At 64.7% G+C, this 20736-nt stretch carries 18 protein-coding genes; 1 reads left to right on the top strand and 17 read right to left on the bottom strand.

Features of this window, described 5'->3' with window-relative positions; genetic code table 11:
- The 8 genes from LB551_RS12845 to LB551_RS12810 form a co-directional block, all read right to left on the bottom strand.
- Window positions 1–858, bottom strand: coding sequence for a 2-aminoethylphosphonate ABC transporter permease subunit (locus LB551_RS12845; protein ID WP_224659405.1), 858 nt, complete (start codon window positions 856–858; stop codon window positions 1–3).
- Window positions 851–1963 (bottom strand): ABC transporter ATP-binding protein, encoded by a 1113-nt coding sequence (locus tag LB551_RS12840; RefSeq protein ID WP_224659404.1) that lies wholly within the window; start codon window positions 1961–1963, stop codon window positions 851–853. Before LB551_RS12840 ends, LB551_RS12845 begins: the two co-directional genes overlap by 8 nt.
- 59 nt (window positions 1964–2022) lie before the next feature.
- Entirely contained in the window at window positions 2023–3051 is a 1029-nt protein-coding gene (locus LB551_RS12835) for a 2-aminoethylphosphonate ABC transporter substrate-binding protein (RefSeq protein ID WP_140564380.1), read from the bottom strand.
- Between the two features lie 255 nt (window positions 3052–3306).
- Complete coding sequence (locus LB551_RS12830) at window positions 3307–4317, bottom strand: NAD(P)-dependent oxidoreductase (RefSeq protein ID WP_224659403.1); 1011 nt, start codon at window positions 4315–4317, stop codon at window positions 3307–3309.
- Window positions 4318–4319: 2 nt separating this feature from the next.
- Complete coding sequence (locus LB551_RS12825) at window positions 4320–5678, bottom strand: aspartate aminotransferase family protein (RefSeq protein ID WP_224659402.1); 1359 nt, start codon at window positions 5676–5678, stop codon at window positions 4320–4322.
- Window positions 5679–5749: 71 nt separating this feature from the next.
- Window positions 5750–7207 carry a phosphonoacetaldehyde dehydrogenase gene (phnY, locus tag LB551_RS12820; protein ID WP_224659401.1) on the bottom strand — a complete coding sequence of 486 codons (1458 nt, stop codon included), beginning with the start codon at window positions 7205–7207 and terminating at the stop codon, window positions 5750–5752.
- Between the two features lie 236 nt (window positions 7208–7443).
- A complete protein-coding gene (gene phnA / locus LB551_RS12815) occupies window positions 7444–8700 on the bottom strand; it encodes a phosphonoacetate hydrolase (protein ID WP_224659400.1) in 1257 nt (418 codons plus the stop codon).
- Between the two features lie 25 nt (window positions 8701–8725).
- On the bottom strand, window positions 8726–9925 hold the full coding sequence (locus LB551_RS12810; protein ID WP_224659399.1) for a 2-aminoethylphosphonate--pyruvate transaminase: 1200 nt from the start codon (window positions 9923–9925) through the stop codon (window positions 8726–8728).
- Between the two features lie 292 nt (window positions 9926–10217).
- On the opposite strand from LB551_RS12810, the gene LB551_RS12805 reads away from it, so the two are divergent.
- The gene (locus LB551_RS12805; RefSeq protein ID WP_224659398.1) at window positions 10218–11087 is read left to right on the top strand and encodes a LysR substrate-binding domain-containing protein; all 870 of its coding nucleotides are present in this window, start codon (window positions 10218–10220) and stop codon (window positions 11085–11087) included.
- Here the strand turns inward: LB551_RS12805 and LB551_RS12800 are convergent.
- The 9 genes from LB551_RS12800 to LB551_RS12760 all read right to left on the bottom strand — a co-directional run bounded on the left by LB551_RS12800 (window position 11084) and on the right by LB551_RS12760 (window position 20608).
- Window positions 11084–13561 (bottom strand): FAD-dependent oxidoreductase, encoded by a 2478-nt coding sequence (locus LB551_RS12800; RefSeq protein WP_224659397.1) that lies wholly within the window; start codon window positions 13559–13561, stop codon window positions 11084–11086. The two genes, LB551_RS12805 and LB551_RS12800, sit on opposite strands and share 4 nt — an antisense overlap.
- An 83-nt stretch (window positions 13562–13644) precedes the next feature.
- Complete coding sequence (locus LB551_RS12795; protein WP_224659396.1) at window positions 13645–14433, bottom strand: DeoR/GlpR family DNA-binding transcription regulator; 789 nt, start codon at window positions 14431–14433, stop codon at window positions 13645–13647.
- Window positions 14434–14561: 128 nt separating this feature from the next.
- On the bottom strand, window positions 14562–14843 hold the full coding sequence (locus LB551_RS12790) for a UxaA family hydrolase (protein WP_224659395.1): 282 nt from the start codon (window positions 14841–14843) through the stop codon (window positions 14562–14564).
- On the bottom strand, window positions 14840–15739 hold the full coding sequence (locus LB551_RS12785; RefSeq protein WP_224659394.1) for an NAD(P)-dependent oxidoreductase: 900 nt from the start codon (window positions 15737–15739) through the stop codon (window positions 14840–14842). The genes LB551_RS12790 and LB551_RS12785 overlap by 4 nt, the downstream gene beginning before the upstream one ends.
- Before the next feature lie 57 nt (window positions 15740–15796).
- The gene (locus LB551_RS12780; RefSeq protein ID WP_224659393.1) at window positions 15797–17029 is read right to left on the bottom strand and encodes an ABC transporter substrate-binding protein; all 1233 of its coding nucleotides are present in this window, start codon (window positions 17027–17029) and stop codon (window positions 15797–15799) included.
- Between the two features lie 24 nt (window positions 17030–17053).
- Window positions 17054–17860 carry an ABC transporter ATP-binding protein gene (locus tag LB551_RS12775; RefSeq protein ID WP_224659392.1) on the bottom strand — a complete coding sequence of 269 codons (807 nt, stop codon included), beginning with the start codon at window positions 17858–17860 and terminating at the stop codon, window positions 17054–17056.
- Window positions 17857–18609 carry an ABC transporter permease gene (locus tag LB551_RS12770; RefSeq protein ID WP_181172489.1) on the bottom strand — a complete coding sequence of 251 codons (753 nt, stop codon included), beginning with the start codon at window positions 18607–18609 and terminating at the stop codon, window positions 17857–17859. Before LB551_RS12770 ends, LB551_RS12775 begins: the two co-directional genes overlap by 4 nt.
- Window positions 18606–19415, bottom strand: coding sequence for an ABC transporter permease (locus LB551_RS12765; protein WP_224659391.1), 810 nt, complete (start codon window positions 19413–19415; stop codon window positions 18606–18608). Before LB551_RS12765 ends, LB551_RS12770 begins: the two co-directional genes overlap by 4 nt.
- Window positions 19412–20608 carry a UxaA family hydrolase gene (locus LB551_RS12760; RefSeq protein WP_224659390.1) on the bottom strand — a complete coding sequence of 399 codons (1197 nt, stop codon included), beginning with the start codon at window positions 20606–20608 and terminating at the stop codon, window positions 19412–19414. Before LB551_RS12760 ends, LB551_RS12765 begins: the two co-directional genes overlap by 4 nt.
- Between the last annotated feature and the right edge of the window lie 128 nt (window positions 20609–20736).

The following is a 20736-nucleotide window of genomic DNA, read 5'->3' as shown; positions in this document are numbered from 1 at the left end:
CTAGACCCCCAGCCGGCCGGCTGCGAAACGATAAAGCCCGAACAGGCCGAGCGACAGCGCGATATTGATCAGGGCGATAACGCAGGCGACCTGATAGGCCGATTCCTGGATCGCCTTGCCATAGATCAGCAGCGGCAGCGTGATGACCCCTTTGGCGCCGATGAACAGCACTATGCCGAACTCGTTGACGGTGAGAAGCAGGCAGAGGCTCCCGCCGGCAATGAGCGCCGGGATAGCAGCCGGCAGGATGATTTGGCGCACGATGCGGAACGACCGCGCGCCGAGCACGCTTGCCGCTTCGATCTGGCCGCGGTCGACGAGCGAGAAGGCGGCAAGCAGCGGCCGCAGGATGAACGGCGTGTAGACAGTGACCTCGGCCAGCACCACGCCCCAGGTCGAATAGAGGAAATCGACGGGCGGCGACGGCAGTGAAAAGGCCTCCATCAGTCCTGCATTGAGCATGCCTGCCGAACCGTAGAGGAAAGTGAAGGCGAGCGTCACCAGGAAGGTCGGCAATGCGATGAAGGTGTCGATCAGCCTGGCGATGAAGCCGCTGCCGGGGAACGGAACGAAGGCCAGGATCAGTGCCAGCACGAGACCGACGATCAGGCACCCGGCAGTCGCGGTAGCTGAAATCGTCACCGTGTTGATCAGCGCGTTGAGGAAGAAACGCGAATGCAGGACGCGGATCACTTCGGCGACATTGGCAACCCCGCTATCGTCCAGGAAGGCCTGCCGGGCGATGAGCGCCAGCGGATAGAAGAACAGCAGGGCCAAGAGTGCGGCCGGCGGCACGATCCAGAATCTGCCAGGCTCTCTCCTGATTGCCGGCGAGGCGATGGCGACAGCCTCAGACACCGGCGTCTTCCGGAACGAGCGAGGTGTCGGTGGGCGCGAAGAACAGCGGCACCTTGGCGCCGGGTTCCGGTAGGGCCATCGGCAGTCTCGTCGCCGAGACGCGCACCGTCGTGCCGTCGACATCGAGCACGAGATGGGTGAGTTCGCCTTGCCAGTGCACCTCCAGGAGCGTGCCGACAATGCGGTTGGTATGGTCGCCATCGGCCGTCAAGCTGAGGTGCTGGGGCCTGATACAAAGCAGGCTCTTGTCGCCGGCCTTCTCGTCACGGCCGGTCCCCATGAGCACCGCATCGCCATGCCTTGCCGCGGCAAAACCCCTGGAGCCGGCAGCCTCGGCAATGGTTACCGGCAGGAGATTGGCGCGGCCGAGAAACTCGGCGGTGAAGCGGTTGGGCGGGCGGCGGTAGAGCTCGGTCGTCGGTCCATGCGAACAGACGGACCCGTCACGCATGATGGCGATCTTGTCGGCGAGGGTGAGCGCCTCTGTCTGGTCGTGAGTGACATAGAGGATCGTCAGGCCCGGCAGGCTGCGGTGCAGCCTGGCGATCTCCTCGACCATGTTGCGGCGGATCTGTGCGTCCAGCGCTGAAAGCGGCTCGTCAAGCAGCAGCACGCGGGGCCGCACGGCAAGAGCGCGCGCAATCGCGACACGCTGCTGCTGGCCGCCGGAAAGCTCGCGCGGATAACGTGCTGCATAGGCAGCCATGCCGACGGTGCCGAGTGCATCCTTGACCCGCTCGGCGATCAGCGCCTTGTCGGCGCCCTGAGCCCTGAGGCCGAAGGCGACGTTGTCCTCGACCCGCATATGCGGAAACAGCGCGTAGTTCTGCACCACCATGCCGAGCCCGCGCTCATAAGGCGGCAGATCGGTCACATCCGTCGCGCCAATGCGGATTCGTCCGCTTCTCGGCCGCACGAAGCCGGCCACCGCCCGCAAGGCGGTGGTCTTGCCGGAGCCGGACGGGCCGATCATCGCCAGGATCTCGCCGGGAGCAATATCCAGGGTCAGCGGATGCAGGACGACATGCGCGCCATAGGCGACAACGACCTTGTCGAAATGGACGTTGGAGCCGGCGCCGCGAACCTTCGCGGCGTCGATGTCCATGACACTGGTCCCAGTAAAAGCGGCGGCCGACATGGCATGGTCCTCCGGATTGGCAGGGATCAACTTCCGGTCGCTTCGTTCCACCGCTTGACGTAGTCGGGCAGCTTGGCCAGAGCGTCATCCCAGTTCGGCGACCAGATGGTCAGCCCCTTCATCGCCTCCTGCGCCTTCGCGAAATTGGCGTCGTTCGGCGTCACATCCTTGCGGGCCGGCAGGCCAAGAGCCACGGAACTGACCTTCGACTGAGCTTCCTTTGAGAGCAGGAAGTCGATCAGCTTCTTGCCATTGTCGGCATTGGGCGCGCCGGTTACCAGGCCAATCTCATAAGGCAGCGCAAAGGTGGAGCGAACGCCGTCAGGCCCCGCCGGCCAGAACACCTTGATGTTGGGATTGTCGGCCATTTGCGACATGTTCATCTGCAAATCGCCATTGGCGACATGCAGCTCGCCCTTGTTGACCAGCGCGGTCAGCTTGCCGGTCGAGGCGGAAGGGCCGACATTGTTGTCCTGCAATTTCTTCATGAACTCGAAACCTGCATCCTCGCCGCCGAAGGCATGGATGATCTGCAGCATGACAGCGGTGCCGTCGCCGGCCTGGCCGGGCGTCGAGTATTGGATCTTGCCCTTGAATTTCGGGTCCAGCAGATCGTCGTAGCTCTTCGGCGCTTCCGAAAGCACGGCGCTGTTGTAGATGAAATTCATGTAGTTGTTGACCAGCGGCCGGTATTTGTCGGTGCCGCCGTCGATCTGATCCGCTCCTTCGGGCTTGTAATCCTGCAGCAGGCCGCCGGCGGCGGCGCGCTGCACGAAGGGCGGCAATGTCACCAGCACGTCCGCTTGCGGGTTCGACTTCTCCTTGGCGACACGCTCGACGACACCGCCCGAACCAGCCTCGATATACTGCACCTTGATGCCGGTGGCCTTGGTGAAGGCGGCGAACTCGGTTTCGAACCAGCTGCCGTTGCCGTCATGCAGGCCATCGGCGGAGTAGATGGTGACGACGCCATCCGCCATCGCCGGCCCGATGAGGGCAGCCGACGCCAGCAACGCGGCGAAAGCCGCGACCATGGTTGCGTTGCGTGATTTCATGTCCAGTTCCCCTTTTGATTGTTGGCACATTCTGCGATGCACTGTGGCGACCGCGCCGGCTGCTTCTGCTTCGATCAGTACCGGCAGGGTCGTCGATATGGACAACTCTGGGGATTGGATATCGATAAGTAAAATCTATTTATTTTATGACAGGCAAACTTCATCTGATAGTTGTCATGGAACCGTCGCAGTCATGTCGTGAACATGTTTCGGCCTGCTCAGGGCAGGCCGTCGAAGCGTTCGAGCAGGTGATGATCAGACGAATGAAACGCCAGAAGTCTGCGCCCGCAACCGCGGGTCGGACGAGCGCACGGTCACCGGCCGGCCGTCGAGAATCTCAAAGCAGCGCGCGAGCGTGTCGTCCTCGAGCCGGCGCATCGCCTCATGCGTAAAGAAGGTGAGGTGCGGGAACAGGATGACGTCGTCGCGGCCGAAAAGCGCGCTCATCGAATGGCCCGATTTGGCCAGCGGCTCGACCGAATAGACATCGAGCCCGGCGCCGCCGATGCGCCCGGAAACGATCGCCTCGACAAGGGCCGCCTCGTCGATGAGCGCGCCGCGCGAGACGTTGACGATGATGGCGGAAGGCTTGAGACAGGCGAGTTCAGCCTTGCCGATCAGGCCGCGCGTGGTGTCGTTCAGCACGCAATGGATTGAGACGAAGTCGCAGGCGCGAAGCATTGTCCGGAGGTCGTCGGCTTTTTCGATGCCGGCGGCGCGCATCGTTTCGGCGTCGACACCGGGATCGAAGCCAAGAAGCCGCGCATGGAACCCCTGCCCGGCCATGCGCGCCATGCTGCGGCCGATCTTGCCGCAACCGACGATCCCAAGCGTGGCGCCTGAAATGTCGCGTCCCAGCCAGCGCGGCTCGGGCCAGATCCAGCCATCGCGCGATACCGCCGTGGTGATGGCGGGCAACCGCTTGGCCAGCGCGATCATCATGGCGAAAGCACCTTCGGCGACGGTTTCCTCGGCATATTCGGGCACGTTGACGACGGGAATGCCACGCCGCATGGTGGCAGGGATATCGATGGCGTCGATACCGACGCCATATTTGACGATGCCCTTCAACCTGGGCGCCGCGTCGATCACCTCCGCAGTGACTGGCGTGTAGCACATCAAGAGCAGATCGGCGTCGGCGACCGCGGCTTTGAGCTCCGCCTCGGAAATGCCGTCCGGCAGCGTCACCAGCTCGACGCCCCTTGCCCGCAAGCCGGCATCGATGCCTGGGCATTCAAGCTCGCGGTCGGTGCGGACTGCCTTCATGCTCAGGCCGTCAGCACGGCGCGTTCGACGATATCGAGCGCACGGTCGAGATCGGCTTTCGAAATCACCAGCGGCGGCGATAGCGTCAGCACGTTGCCATGGCTGACCTTGAAGCTCAGCCCCCGTTCGAGGCAGGCGTAGAAGACGCGTTCGGCAAGATCGCGCGCGGGCTGGCGCGAGGTACGGTCCTCGACAAGTTCGACGCCGACCATCAGTCCCCTGCCCCTGACATCGCCGACATGGGGCGAGCGCCCCATCAGATCCTGCATGCGTCCCAGCATATGCCGGCCAAGCTCGGCCGCACGCTCGACCAGTCCTTCTTCCAGGATGATATCGATCGTCGTCAACGCCGCGCGCGTCGTCACCGGGTTCTTCTCGTGGGTGTAGTGACCGATGGCAAAACCGCCGGTAACGTCGAGATCGCGGCGGGCGATGACAGCGGCGATCGGCAGGATGCCGCCGCCGAGCGACTTGCCGAGAACGACGATGTCCGGCGTCACGCCGTCATGCTCATGGGCGAAGAATTTTCCGGTCTTGCCAAGGCCGGTCGGGATCTCGTCGAAGATCAGCAGCGTGCCGTGCCGGTCGCAGGCCTCGCGCACCCGCTTCCAGAAACCCGGCGGCGGCGGGTTGGGCGTTGCCCGCATCGGCTCGGCGACGACCGCGGCCACATCCTGTTCGCGGCCGAGGACATAGGCGATCATGTTGGCGCAGGCGAGCCCGGAGGCTTCCAGGGTGCCGTGGCCGTAAGGACAGCGGTAGCCGTCCCAGGGCGCGACATGTTCGGTGCCGGTCATCATCGGACCGGCGATATGGGAACGGAAGGTCGCTTCGCCGCCGACGCTTGCGGCACCGAAGCCGGCGCCATGAAAGGCATCCCAGAACGAAACCGTCTTGAAGCGGCCGGTCGCGGCGCGCGCGATCTTCAGCGCCACCTCGATGGCGTCGGAACCGCCTGTCGTGAACAGCACCTTGCCGAGATCGTCGGGCGCCAGCTCGGCCAATTTCTCGGCCAGTTCGACTGCGGGTTCGCAGGTGAAGCGGCGCGGCGCAAAACAGAGATCGTCGAGCTGTTTCTTGATCGCGGCTACCAGCTTGGGATGGCCATATCCGAGATGGTGCACGCTGTTGCCGTGAAAATCCATGAAACGCCGGCCGGCGGTGTCCTCGATCCAGATGCCTTCGGCCTTGGCGATCGTCGAAAGACAGGGGCTGGACAGGCTCTGGTGCATGAAGGCCGAAGCGTCGCGGTCAAGCAGCCCGCGGATGCGCGGGTCGTCCTGCCCGGAATCCCAGCGGCTGCGGGCCGCCGTGGTGTTGGAATCGCCCTCGGTGTGCACAAGCTCTTTGATCGCGGCCATAACCGTCTCCGAAACGCGAATGAGGGAGCGTGGGACGCCCCCTCGGTTGTTCTGTCGGCCGAGCGGTCGGGTCAGGACCAGGGCAGCGAAAACGTCTTCACATTGGTGTAGCTCTTCATCGCCTCGATGACGCCTTCCTTGTAGCCATTGCCACTGTCCTTGATGCCGCCGAAGGGCGACATCTCGATGCGGTAGCCCGGCACTTCCCAGATATTGACCGTGCCGACCTCAAGGCCGGCGATGTATTTCTGCATGCGCGGAAACGAGTTGGTGCAGACGCCCGACGACAGACCGAAGGCGGTCGAGTTCGATAGCGCGATCAGCGCCTCGTCGTCGTCCGGTGCGCGCACGATCGGGATGATAGGCCCGAAGGTCTCTTCCATGACCAGTTCGGATGTGTGCGGCACGCGGTCGACGACGATCGGCGGCAGCAGCGCGCCTTGCCGGCCCGGATTGTAGAGGATTTCAGCGCCCTGTCCGGCGGCCATGTGGACCCGGGCTTCGAACAGTGCCGCCGCCTTCTCATGCACGACGGTGCCGAGATCTGTCGTACGATCCATGGGGTCGCCGAAGCGGATCTTTCTGGCCCGCTCCAGCACCAGCGGCACGAAGCGGTCGGCGACGCTTTCCTGGACGAGGATGCGCTTGACCGCCGTGCAGCGCTGGCCGGAGTTCTTCGTGGCGCCCGCGACGGCCAGATCGGCGGCCCTGGCCAGATCGTCGTCCGAGAGATCATTGAGGATGATCAGCGGATCGTTGCCGCCGAGCTCCAGCACCTGGCGTTTGTAACCGGCGGTGCGGGCGATCATCTTGCCGACCGGCACGCCGCCGGTGAAGGTTATCAGGTCGATATTGTCGTTGGTGATCATCTCGTTGCCGATGTCGGCCGGCCAGCCGGTCACCACCGACAGCATTTCCGGCGGCAGGCCGGCTTCGTAGAGGATGTCGGCCAAAAGCAGCGCCGTCATCGGCGTCAGTTCGGTCGGCTTGACCACCACGCAATTGTTGGTGGCGATCGCCGGCGCCACCTTGTGCGAGACCATGTTGAGCGGATGGTTGAACGGGGTGATCGCCGAGATCGCCTTCAGCGGCTCGCGCGTCGTGAAGATCTTGCGCGCCTTGCCGTGCGGGGTGAGATCGCAGGAGAAGATCTGGCCGTCATCCTGGATGCACATCTGCGCCGACAATGTGAACACGTCATAGGCGCGGCCGACCTCATAGAGCGAATCCGCCTTGGAGATGCCGAGCTCGAGCGTGATGAGATCAGAGATTTCCTCCCGGCGCGACGCCAGTTTTTCCGCCGTGCGAAACAGGATCTGCTGGCGCTCGTAGCGCGTCAGCTTCGACCTGTAGCCGGCGGCGATTTTGAACGCCTGGCGGGCATGCTCGGCGCGGCCGGCAGGGACGGTGCCGATAACGGTGTCGTTCCAGGGATAGCGCACCTCGACGACGTCGTCGGCATCAACCTTCTTGCCGGCGATGCGCATCGGCTCGTGGCGAACTTTGATGGCAGGGTCGAGTTGGGTCATGTGCTCTGCTCCAGCAGATTCTTTGGCATGCCGCGGCGGAGGATCGACCCCCACTCCGGCCATTCGGGCAACCTCTCCCCCGATCGACGGGGGAGAGGAAGTTCGGCAACGTGAGCGCCCGATAATTTCCAAGCCAAAACGCGGCAGAGACAGCTTGGCGCCTTTCCTATCCCCCGTCGATCGGGGGAAAGGTGCCGAGCGGAGCGAGGCGGAGTGGGGGTCGACACTGGCTCAGCTTACGCCAACGCCGCGGCAAGCGTCGCGTAGTAGAAGGCGTCGAAATTGCGCAGTGTCGGCTCATCGGGCAAATCGGGCAGCACGCGGTTGACGATGAACGGCACCTCCTGCTCGGTCAGCCCGCCATGCGAGCGCAGCGGCTCGTTGAGGGCCGCCAGGTCGTGGCGGTGTTCCGAGGTGCCGATCGTCTTGTTCTGCGTCGAGATCAGCACGATGTCGCCGATGCGGTCGGCCGGCAGTTCGAAGCGCTCGCAGGCGGTCGGGCTGTCGACAACCAACATGATGCCGTCGATCTTCGCCAGCCGCGCCATGATGTCGGCCTGGTCCGCACCATCAGGAAGATAGGCGGTGGCGAAGGAGCCGAGCGCGCCGTGATGCACGACATAGGGATCTGTGATCGGCAGGATGACGCGCGCGGCATCCTTGCCCAGCCATTCGTCAAGCAGGTCCTGGACATAGACGACGTCGGGCGAACCATCCTGCTTGTGCTTGGGCTTCATGCCATGGTCGGCGGTGACGACGATTGCCGCGCCTAGCGCATCGAGCTCGGTCAGGTACTTGTCGAACATCTCGTAGAAGGCGTTGGCCTGCGGCACGCCCGGCGCGTATTTGTGCTGCACATAGTCGGTGGTGGTCAGGTACATGATGTCGGGACGGAATTCCTTCAGCAGCTGGACGCCGGCGGCGAAGACGAATTCCGACAGTTCGGCCGAATAGACTTCCGGCACCGGCAGCCCGAAATGCTTCGAGGCATTGTCGATGCCGTGCTCGGCTGAAGTCGTCGTGTCGGACTTCTCCGCCGAGAAGCACAGCGCACGGCCGTCGTCGAAGGCGAGGCCCTTGCCGAGCAGCGCGCGCAATTTGTCCTTGGCGGTGACGACGGCGACCTTGGCGCCGGCATCGTAGAAGGCCTGGAAGATGGTCGGCGCGCGCAGGAAGCGCGGGTCGTTCATCATCACTTCCTTGCCGGTTTCGCGTTCGTAGAGATAGTTGCCGCAAATGCCGTGCACCGAGGGCGGGCGGCCGGTGGCGATCGACAGGTTGTTGGGATTGGTGAAGCTCGGAATGACCGAATGCGCAAAACGCACCGTGCCCTTCTGCTTGATCCTGGCCAGCGCCGGCATCAGCCCGGCCTTGATGGCCTCATCGAGATAGGCCGGCTCGCAGCCGTCAAGGCAGATGGCGATGGCCGGCACACGCGGCCAGGCGTAGGTGCGGCCGTTGACCGCGACGTTGATGGGAGACATCTGGTTCATCGAAATCCTCGAAAATTCTGCCGCTTCAGGCGGCGAGTTTGGCGCGCTCGGCGATTGCCGCGGCGGGAGGAGCGGCGGTATCGACGTTCATCTCCTTCAGCGACTGCGCCGCCGCCTCTACGACGCGGCGCATGACATGTTCGTCCATCTGGCCGATGCAGCCGATACGGAAGCTATCGACGACGGTCAGCTTGCCCGGATAGATGATGAAGCCCTTGTCCTTCATCAGCTCGTAGAAGCGGTCGAAGGCGAAGTTGGCGTGGGCCGGGTTGAAGAAGGTGACGATGATCGGCGACAGCCAGCGGTCCCTGAGCAATGTCTCGAAGCCGAGCTCGCGCATACCGGCCACCATCACGTCGCGGTTCCTGGTGTAGCGGGCGCCGCGGCCGGCAACCCCGCCTTCGGCCTCGTGCTGGCGAAGCGCTTCAAGGAAGGCGGCCACGACATGGGTCGGCGGCGTGTAGCGCCACTGCCCGGTCTTGTTCATATGCGCCCACTGCGCATGGACGTCGAGCGACAGCGAGTGGCTGCGGCCCTTGGCGGCTTCCAATTCGCTCTTGCGGGCGATGATGAAACCGAAGCCCGGCACGCCCTCGATGCACTTGTTGGCGGACGAGACCATCGCCTCGTAGCGGATCTCGTTGACGTCGAGCGCGATGGCACCGAAGGCGCTCATGGAATCGACCAGCAGCTTGCGGCCCTTGGCATGGACGGCCTCGGCAATCTCGGCGACGGGGTTGAGGATGCCGGAACTGGTCTCGCAATGGATGGCGATCACATGCGTGATGGCAGTATCGGCTTCGAGGGCGGCGGCCACCTCGTCGCCGCGCGGCGGCAGGTAGTCGCCCTTGTCGATCAGCGTATAGGCGCGGCCGAGATACTGCATGGTCTGGGCCGCGCGCAGGCCATAGGCGCCATTGGCCAGGACCAGAACCTTGCCGTCCTTCGGCACGAACGAGCCCAGCATCGCCTCGACGCAGAAGGAGCCTGAGCCTTGCATCGGCACGCAGTCGAATTCGCCTTTCGCGTCGCCGGTCAGGGCCAGCAGGCGGCGGCGCATGTCTGAGGTCATGGCGCGGAAATCGCCGTCCCAGGATCCCCAGTCGCGCAGCATCGCCTGCTTGACCGGATAGGAGGTGGTGAGCGGCCCCGGCGTCAGCAGGTACGGCTCGCCCAGCGCCGGACCGGCCAACGGCTCTGCGGCAAATTTCGTCTCGGCGAGCATAGTGTCCTCCGCTGCTTCTATGTGGAGACATTCTTGGCTGGAACGACATATTTGTAAAATCGTTATTTTGTATCGATGTATAATCTCAGCCGATGATATGGCTTGCAGTCAAATTATTGCCCGGCGGGATAATCGCGCCTCCGGCCGAGCGCAGCCTGCGTGCGAGCCATGACACGGTCGTGACCGTAGGCGATCATCCCCAGATATAAGAAGAATCGTTCCTTCATGCCTTTTTGCCTGCAAGGCTTATGATAGGCTGACGGCCGAAACTCGGATCTAGAAGGCTGAGAACATGCGCTACGTTCAATTGCGAGCCTTTCACCAGGTGGCGATATCAGGTGGGTTTTCACGTGCCGCGGAAGCGCTGTTCCTGACGCAGCCGGCAATTTCGGACCAGGTGCGCAAGCTCGAGGAAGAATATGACGTGCTGCTGTTCAACCGGAACAAGAAGCAGGTCACGCTGACCCATTCGGGCCAGAAGCTGCTCGAAATTACCCACCGCATGTTCGACACCGAGCAACAGGCGCTCGAGCTTCTGACGGAATCTCGCGCCCTGCGCTCCGGCACGCTGCGCATCGTCGCCGACGCCGCGCATCATCTGCTTCACATCCTCGGCAGTTTTCGCGCGCGCTATCCCGGCGTCCAGGTTTCGCTGCGCGCCGGCAACACCGAGACGGTGATCAGCAGCCTCTACAGCTATGATGCCGACATCGGCGTGCTGGGCGAGGTGCCGACCGGACGCGACTTCGAGGTGCTGAAACTCAATTCGACGCCGATCATCGCTTTTGCGTCCGTCGATCATCCGCTGTCGAGCAAGAAATCATTGAGCCTCAAGCAACTCGCGCAGGAATCGCTGGTCATGCGGGAGCGCGGCTCCAAGACGCGCCAGAAGCTCGAGGATCTGGCCGCGGCATCGAAGGTCGAACTCAGGCCGGTGATCGAGGCCGAAGGCCGCGAAGCCGTCCGCGAGATCGTCGCCTCGGGTGCCGGCATCGGCTTTGTCTCGGCGGCCGAATTCGGCCAGGATTCGCGGCTGGTAGCGATCGCGCTCGACGCGCCTGAGACCTTGATGGACGAAGCGCTGATCTGCCTGCGCGAACGCAGCGGCGGCAAGCTGGTGCGCGCCTTCCTCGACATGGCGCGTTCGATGTCGGCGGATTAAGCCGCAGCCCTGATCTCCTCCACATCCGCTTTGACCCTTTCCGACTTCGGGTCGTAAGGGGTGCGCAAATGTGCCGTGGCCGCGTGGCGCACGCCGGCAAGATCGATCTCGAAACGGCCGCTAGCCAGAAACGAGGCGTCCACGCCCGCCTCGTTCTCGATCAATCCGAGCGCCACCGAGCGGCCAAGCGTGTGGCCGTAGGCAGCCGAGCGGACCTCGCCGACGGGTTTGCCGTCGCGCAGGATCAGTTCGCCGCTCCACAGCATCGGCTCGGCATCGTCGAGCGTAAACAGTACGATGCGTTTTGCCGGGGCCGTCGACGGCTTGGCCTCGACCAGCGCGTCGCGGCCAATGAAGCCACCCGGTTTGTCCATGGCGACGGCAAAGCCGAGCCCCGCCTGCCAAGGGGTGATGTCAGGCGTCAACTCACGGCCCCAGGCACGAAACCCCTTTTCGATGCGCAAGGCATCAAGCGCGTAATAGCCAGCGTCCAGGAGGCCGAATTCGCCGCCAGCCTCGTGCAGCGCCTCGTAGACGCCGGCGGCGAATTCGGTCGGCACGATCAGCTCCCAGCCGAGCTCGCCGACATAGGTCATGCGGTTGGCGTAGGCGGTAGCGTGGCCGATGTCGATCTCGCGGATGGTGGCGAAGGGGAAGCCGGCATTGGAAAGATCGGCCGACGACAATTTGCTCAGGAGATCGCGCGAGCGCGGCCCCATCAGCGCCAGCACCGCGTAGGACGAGGTGACGTCGGTCAGGATGGCATGCGCGTCCGGTGGGATGTTCCTGGCGATCCAGTCGGCGTCGTGGACCGCTTGCGCGGAACCGGTGACGATGAGGAATTTTTGCGCACCAAGCCGCATCACGGTGAGATCGCTTTCGTAGCCGCCGCGCGCGTTGAGAACGCCCGTGTAAACGGATGTACCGACCGGTACATCGACATTGCCGGCGCAGATGCGGTTGAGCACGGCACAGGCGTCGCGGCCCTGGACGAGGAGCTTGGCGAAGGAAGTCTGGTCGAACACGGCGACAGCCTCGCGCGTCGCCTTCATTTCGCGCTTGACCGCCTCGTGCCAGTTCTGGCGGCCGAAGGCATAGTCGTTCCCGGCCCTCTCTCCCGGGCCCGCGAACCAGTTGGCGCGCTCCCAGCCCATCTTGGAGCCGAAGCAGGCGCCCCTGGCTGCCAGCCGGTCATAGAGCGGCGAGCGGCGGAAGGGTCGGGCGGTGTCCAGCTCGCGGTTCGGCCACGGCATGGCATAGTGCAGGCCGAGCGTCTCCTTGACGCGGTCATGCAGCCAGCGCGGATTGTTGTTGAAGGCGGCGAAGCGCCTGATATCGACAGGCCACAGATCCATGGTCGGCGCGCCGTTGACGATCCACTCGGCCAGTGCCTTGCCGGCGCCGCCGGCGCTGGCGATGCCCATCGAGTTAAAGCCGGCGCCAACATAGAAATTCTTCAGCTCCGGCGCCTCGCCGAGGAGAAAGTTGTTGTCGGGCGTGAAGCTCTCGGGACCGTTGTAGAACTTCTTGACCTCGGCTTGCGCCAGCCGCGGCACGCGCACCAGCGCGTTTTCCATCAGAATCCCGAACTGGTCCCAATCGTCCGGCAGCAGCGCGAACTCGAAATTCTCGGGGATGCCGTTCATGCCCCACGGCTTGGCATGCGGTTCGAAGCCGCCCATGACCAGCCCGCCGACCTCTTCCTTGAAATAGATGAAGCCGTCCGGATCGCGCATCACGGGCAGGTCCGGATGCACACCCTCGATCCGGCCCGTGACGATGTACATGTGCTCGGCCGAATGCAGCGGCACCGAAACGCCGCACATCAGCCCGACCTTACGCGCCCACTGGCCCGCGCAGTTGACGACGATCTCGGCGGCGATGTCGCCGCGGTCGGTCTCGACACCGCAGGCGACGCCGTTTCTCACCGTGATGCCGGTGACCTTGACCCGCTCGAATATCCTCGCGCCGCGATTGCGCGCGCCCTTGGCGAGCGATTGCGTGAGATCGGTCGGATTGGCCTTGCCGTCGCCAGGCAGCCAGACCGCACCGACCAGATCGTCCGTCGCCATGACCGGCCACAGATCGCCTGCTTCCTTTGCTGAGATGACGTCGATCTCGACCCCTTGGGCGCGCGCCGAGGCAGCCGTGCGCTTCAGCACCGTCATGCGATCGGCGGTGCGAGCAACGGATAGCGAACCGCAGTTCTTCCAGCCGGTGGCGAGACCGGTCTCGGCCTCCAGTTCGCCATAAAGCTGCGTGGAATACCGGATCAGGCTGGTCATGTTGGAATGGCTGCGCAACTGCCCGACAAGGCCGGCGGCATGCCAGGTGGTGCCACCGCTGAGCTGCCCCTGCTCGAGCAGTACGACGTCGGCCCAGCCGAGCTTCGTCAGGTGATAGGCGACGGAGCAGCCGATGATGCCGCCGCCGACGATCACGACGCGTGCCTGCGTTGGAAATTCATGTGCCATGAGCGTTCCGCCATCTTGAGGAATGGCCGGCAAGCTAACACAGCAAAACCAAATATCAAGTCAAAAAGTCACAAAATATCACATCAAGACGCGATGATCAGCTCCGGTCCTTTTTGCAGAAGGGCGTCGGCAAGCGCAGGCTGCGGCCGGACGTCGACGATAACGCCGGCGGCGCGATCGAAGTTCGGAATCCTGAGCGGCGTCAGCTTGCCGAACTTGCTGCTGTCGAGGACGAAATAGGTCTTGCCGGCGAGCGCGATCATGCGGCCGCGCTGCTCGGCACCGGCCCTGGTGAAATCGGTCACCTCGCCATCGGGGGACAACGCGCCGCCGCCGAGAAAGGCGATGTCGACGCGAAAGCGCGCCATTGCATCGAGCGCATCGATGCCGGAAGCGGCCTCCTCGCCCGGGTCGACTTCACCGCCCAGTATGTGCACACGCATGCCGGGGACATGGCACAGATGCAGCGCAATCTTCAGGCTGGTCGTGCAGATGGTGAGATCGCGCAGGTCGTTCATGGCCTGCGCGACGGCCAAGGTGGTGGTGCCGGAATCGAGAAAGACCACCATACCGCTGCTGACAAGGCCGGCCGCCGCCCTGCCGATGGCGGCCTTGCCGTGCGCATTCTCCCGACTGCGCAGGCTCATTGCCGGCTCGCTCGGCTCGAAGCGAGCGGCGCCGCCATGCACGATGCCGAGCCGTCCCTGGTCAGAAAGCAGCTTCAGGTCGCGGCGGATGGTCTCGCGCGAGACGTCGAAGAAACCGGCCAGTTCGGCGACGCTGACGGAGCCCTGGACGCCCAGGCGCCTCAGGATCTCGTCATGGCGGCGGGGAGCAAGGGCACGTGCCGGCAGACGGCTGTCGGGGGACATGAAGAGCCTCATATCGAACGAATGATGTTGCAATATGTGGCAGTGAACCGGCCAGGAGGCAACCGCAAGGACGGCGTGGCCATGGCAGATCGATAAAGGTCCGGCCTGTTCGGGATGCTGGTCGGGCGTCAGCGTCCCCGCAGGCTTTGCAGATTGTGCACGTGGACGTGGTCGCCGGCCGCCACGGCAGCCGTCAGGCGGCCGATCGCCTCGCCGTATTTGCGTATGATGGAGCCGGCGGCCAGGTCGTGCAACGCCAGCTTATGGCCGGCTTGCAACGCGGCGCCGGCCCTGAGGACAAGCCCCTCGCGGGCGCCTCGCGTCGTCACTTCGGCGCCTGCCTCGACTGGTTCGACGAGGACAGCCACGTCGTCGTCAGCGTGCAGCACTATGGCTCCAGGCTTGGTCATGCGCCGGCAAGCCGGACCTGGACGCCGGTCGCGTCTTCGCGCAGCTTCAGCACGGCGCCGACGTCCTTGCCGGCCATGCCGGCGTCCATCGCCTCCCTGAGCACGGCGAGCGTGGCGCCCCCGACCGGCGTCTCGACGCCAAGCGCATCGTTCATCGCCAGGGCAAGCCGGCAATCCTTGTGGGCAAGCTTGACCATGAAGCCGGGCTCGAAGTCGCCCTTGAGCGCGCGATTGTGCATCGCCACCGCCAATTGCTGGTTCCAGGCCATCGTCGTCTTCAGCACGCTGATCATGGTGTCGAGCGTCAGGCCCGCCTTGGCGCCGGCGACCAGCGCCTCGGAGCTGGCCGTGATCAGCACGCTGGCCAGCAGGTTGTTGGTGAGCTTCATTGCCTGCCCCATGCCGAGCCCGCCGCAATGGATAAGGTCGGCCCCCATGCTCGACAGGATCGGGCGGGCGCGCTCCAGCACGGCGGCATCGCCGCCGATCATCAGCGTCGAGGTTCCCGCGATGGCGTGCTCCACCGTCTTGCCGACCGGGCTGTCGATCATGTCGACGCCGCGCTGCGCCAGCCATGCTCCGATGCGCTGGGTGGTCTGCGGGTCGATCGTGCTCATGTCGATATAGAGGCTGCCGGGCTTGAGGCCCTGACCGATGCCGTCGGCACCGAGCACGGCGGCCTCCACATCAGGCGCATCCGGCAGCATGGTGATGACGATTTCCGATTGCTGCGCAACCTCGCGCGGCGACGCCGCCGCCCGGGCGCCGGCGTCGACCAGTTTTTTCACCGCCACGGGATTGAGGTCGAAGACCGTCAGTGGGTGCCCCGCCTTGAGCACGTTGCGGGCCATCGGTGCGCCCATGGTTCCAAGTCCGACAAAACCGACTGACGTCATGGATCAGCTTCCTTCCCTGAATGACTCTACTGCGAATGCGCGTGCCGCCCGAACTCCTCAGGACGGCACTTTCCACTGGTCGAGCTGCCATGCCGGCAAGCCACGCAGATCCTTGGCATTCTTGTCGGTGAAGCCGCTTTCGTCCGGGACCTTGCCTGTGCCCTCATAGGCTTTCTGAAGCAGCGGCGCCGCTTTGCCGAAGGCCGCCTTGACCTGGTCCCAGCTCAGCGCCTCAGGAATCATCTTGCCGGCAACCATGAACTGGGAGATCTGGCTGATCGCCGCCGCATCGCCTTCGGTCGGCCAGATCCAGCCGCGCTGGAAAAGCACCTCGTCGCCGATGACCTTGGCGCCCAGCGCGGGATCGAGCCCCCAATATTTGACAACCGACTGCGATATCTCCCGCGGGTCGATCTTCTGGAGATCGGCAAGCGCGCGTTGCGCGGCCGTCAGGAAGGCTTGGCCGAGCGCGGCATCGTCGCCGACGATTCGATCGCTGCAGATCCAGAAGGAGCGATGCAGGTAGTAGCCGTCGGGGTAGAATTTCGACTTCTTGACGCCGGGCAGCATGTGTCCCTCGCCGTCGCCCGCGGGTCCGCTGTAGCCGGCTTCGGTATAGCCGAACGAATTCATGATCCCGGTGAGGCCGGTTTCGGCATTCGCCTTCAGGAAGGCCGGGTAGATCACCACCGACGCGTCCATGCCCTCCGGCAGGGACGCGGCAACGGCCTGGGTCGGCGTGTTGACGATGTTGATGCCGAAGGCGCGCGGGTCGGCGTCGCCCAGTTCCTGCAGCAGCATTTGCGAGAGCGCGTTGTAGGGATCGCCGCCGACAAGCGCGCCGACGGTCTTGCCCTTGAGGTCACCGATGTTCTTGATGGCGGAGCCCTTGCGGGTCGCCAGCACCATGCGCATGTGGCCCTCGCCGACGGTGAGAATGTTGATCGGCTGCGCCTGCGAAAGCAGCCGCACGATCGGCGTGTTGCCCCACATGCCGATGTCGAGATCGCCGGAGACGAAAGCTTCCACCATCGGCAGCGCGGAGGGATAGTCGCGCCAGTCGACTGTCAGGTCGTAGCCGAGTTCGGCAGCCGCCTTCTCCAGCAGCTTTTCGTTGATCATGCGTTGCGTCAGCGGCGAGTTGCCGGCCGCGTAAGGCTGGCGGCCGATTGAGACCTTGGCCGGCTTGCGATCCTGCGCCCGCACGATCGATGGCATGGCCAGCACGGCAGCCGCGGCACCACTCAGGACTGCGCGTCGGTTGAATGCGGTTTCCAGAAGTTTCCTCATGACAATCCTCTCCCTGTTGTCGCTTCAGTTCATCGTTGCGCGGTAAGCTTCTTCGCGGATCAGTTCCCAGATCGATTGGCTGAGCCTGGCGAAATCGCCGGAGCGCCGCGTCTCGTCGCCGCGCGGCCTGGGCAGGTCGATGTCGATGACCTGCTTCAGGCGGCCCGGATGGCTGCTGAGCACCGCGACCCGGTCGGCCAGGAACACCGCCTCGTCTATGGCGTGCGTGATGAAGACGACCGTCCGCCGCTGGGTGGCGGGGCGGTCCTGCCCCCAGATGCGCAGCAATTCGTCTTGCAGGATGACGCGGGTCTGCGCGTCCAGCGCCGCCAGCGGCTCGTCCATCAGCAGGATTTCCGGCTCGTTCGCCATCAGGCGCGCCAGTGCCACGCGCTGCCGCATGCCGCCCGATAGCTGGTGCGGGTATTTGTCCTCGGAGCCGGTCAGGCCGACCATTTCGACGGTGCGGTTGACGCGGTCGGCGCGCTGCGTGGGCGAAAGCCCTCGCCCGGCCGGCCCATAGATCAATCCGAACTCGACATTGCCGCGCACGGTGCGCCAGGGAAACAGGGCATAGTCCTGGAACATCACGCCGCGTTCGGCCCCCGGTCCTTCGATCGGCCTGCCGTTCAGGCTCATCGTGCCCGACGTCGGCCTGTCGAGGCCGGCGAGCATGTTGAGAACGGTCGTCTTGCCGCATCCGGACGGGCCGACGATAGCCATGAACTCGCCGGCCCTGATGTCCAGCGACAGGCTGTCGACCGCCACCACGGAGGCAGATCCCCCGAAGGATTTGCTGACGCCGTCGAGGCGGATCTTGGCATCGCTCATGGCTGGCTCCACGGCACGGCGAAGGCGAGTGCGGCACGCAGGATGCGGTCGAGCGCGAAGGCTACGATGCCGACCGCGATCATGCAGACCACCATGCCGTTGAGGTTGATCGAGTAGGCGTAGAAGACGAACATCATCTGGCCGATGCCGCCGCTGCTGCCGGACTTGGCGCCGACCGCAAGTTCGGCGGCAATGATCGCCGTCCAGGCGATGCCGAGGCCGATGCGCATGCCGACCAGAATGGATGGCAAGGCGGCCGGCAGCAGCACCACCCGCATCCGCGTCAGCGGCGCCAGCCCCATGGTCAGCGCGGCGCGCATCAGGCTGGGCTCGATACGCTTCACGCCCGAGATGGTGTTGATCAGGATCGGGAAGAAGGCGGCATAGGCAACGATGGCGACCGCTGCCCCGGAACCCGAGCCCAACCAGAGGATAACCAGGGGCAAGATGGCAAGTGCCGCTATCGGCCGGAAGGTCTCGACCAGCGGATCGAGATTGCGCTCGACGGCCGGGATGCTGCCCATGGCGATGCCAAGCGGGATCGCCAGCAGCGCGGCTGCCGCGAAGCCGGCGAAGACCCGTCCGAGGCTGGTGGCGAGACCGGCCGCGAGATCGCCGTCGCGCAGCATGGAAATGGCCGTTTCGGCGACCGTGCTGGGACGTGGCGCCTGGGCGGAGCCGGAAGCGAGAGCTTCCCAGACGACCAGCAGCAGCACGGGAACGACGAGGCGAAGCGCAAGCCTTTTCATCGCGCTGCCTCCGTCCGCGCCCATGGGGTCAAGACATCCGAGAGCCAGCGCAACCCCTTGTCCGTCAGGAAGCCGAGCAGGCCGATGGTGACGATGAAAGCCATCACCGTCGGCGTCGACAGCATGCTGCGGTAGTATTCGATGGCGTAGCCGAGGCCGTTCGGCGCCCCTACCAGTTCGGCAGCGACGACGGCGGTCCACGACGCCGCCACGGCAAGCCGGGCCGAGACCAGGATCGCCGGCAGCGCCGCCGGAACGATGACGCGCCGCATGATCGCCGGTCCGGATAGGCCCATCGTGCTGGCCGCCGCGACGAGCCGCCTGTCGACGGAGGCGGCGCCCGCGGCGGTGCCGACCAGCAGCGGGAAGAAGGCGGTATAGAACATGATGAACAGCGGCAGCCGATGGCCGATGCCGAAGATGTAGAGCGCAAGCGGTATCCAGGCGATGCCGGCTATCGGCCGCAGGATCTCCACCGGCAGTTCGAGCAGATCGTTCCAGAGCCGGCTGCGGCCCATCAGCAGTCCGAGCGGCACCGCCATCGCGGCGGCCGCCGCGACGCTTGCCAGCAGCCGGACAAGGCTGATCCCTGCATTGCCGAGCAGTTCGCCGTTGAGGGCCGTATCGCGCAGCGCAAGCGCAACCGCGACCGGCGACGGCAAGAGCAGCTTCGAAGGCACGAAGAACGATGCGACATACCAAGCGATCACGAACAGGCCCATCGTGCGCAAATACACGAACAGGCTGGCCAGGCGCGCAAAGCGCAGTGTCCCTTGGCCGGCGTCGTTCGAGGAGATAGCCGTCACAACGAGCCTCGCACGCGGGTCGGAACTTCGAGCCCTTCTCCCAAAATCTCGCCGAAGGTGAGCGTGCCACCGGCGACATCGAGGATGGTCGCCAGCAGCCGGTTTGCCGCTTCGGTGACGGTTTCGGTCCCCTCCGAAACCGGGCTGGCGTCGAAATCGATCTGCTCAGGCAGCCGGCGGGCCGTCTCGCGCCGCGCCGTGATCTTGATCGTCGGCGCGAGCGCGCTCGCGGTGCTGTTGCCTGGTCCGGTTGTGAACAGCATGATCTGGGCACCGGCCGCGGCGAAGCCTGTCATCGATTCCGGCGAGAAGGACGGACCGTCCATGAGGTAGAGGCCGCCGGCGGTGACCGGCTCGGCCATGCCGAGCACGCCGTCGATCCGGCAAGTTCCCGTCTTGGCCAGGGCGCCGAGCGACTTCTCCTCGATCGTGCTCAACCCGCCGCGTATATTCTCCTCGCCCGGATTGTTGCCGGTCAGGCTGTGGCCGGACGCGGCGGCGAAGCCTTCCTTGCGCTCCACAGCCTGCAGGATCTGTCGTGCCACCGTTGCATCGCGGGCGCGCGCCGCGAGTATATGTTCTGCCCCCAGCCACTCGACGGTCTCACCGACAATGACGGTGCCGCCATGCGAAACCAGAAGATCGACCGCGGCCCCCACGACCGGATTGCTGACCAGACCCGAGGTCGCGTCGGAATGGCCACACTCGATGCCGACCACCAGCTGCGCGCCGGGCAAGGTCTCGCGCCGGATCCGCGAAGCCTCGCGCAGCAACGCCGCGCCGCGCCTGATGCCCTCGCCCATGACCGACAGCATGTCCTCATGCTGCTCGGCGAAGGAAACGCTGGCGACCGGCTTGCCGCAAGCCGAAATGCGGGCCGCGACCATCTCGGTCGTCGCCGAATCCACTCCGACCACCAGAACGGCGGCGGCGTTCGGATTGCGGCCGAGACCGACAAGTTGATCAAGATGCAGGCCGAGGTCCGGCTCGATGTGCCCCCTGCCCGCGCTCGTCGCGGCCAGAAGCGCGCCTTCGAGACCCGCCGCGATCCGCTCGCTGACACGCAGCGCCAAACCATTGATGCACAAGATCAGCACATAATTGCGGATTCCGGCGCGGCCGTCGGCCCGCCTGTAGCCACTGAATGGCGGCAGGCCGTCGATTTTCCCGGCACCGGAGGCAGGCAGTGGCATTGGCGTTTCCAACCGTCGCGAGCGTGGCGATCTCTTTAAATCTCAATATTTGATCAAATGTCGCCTTGGCAAGGGCAAAATTGACTTCTTTCGATCGCCGTGCGAGCAATATTTGCTCAAATCAGGGT

The organism is Mesorhizobium sp. BR1-1-2, from assembly GCF_020165435.1.
Lineage (GTDB): Bacteria > Pseudomonadota > Alphaproteobacteria > Rhizobiales > Rhizobiaceae > Mesorhizobium.
The sequence above is the reverse complement of the archived record's forward strand: the minus strand, read 5'-3'. Positions and strand labels throughout refer to the sequence as shown.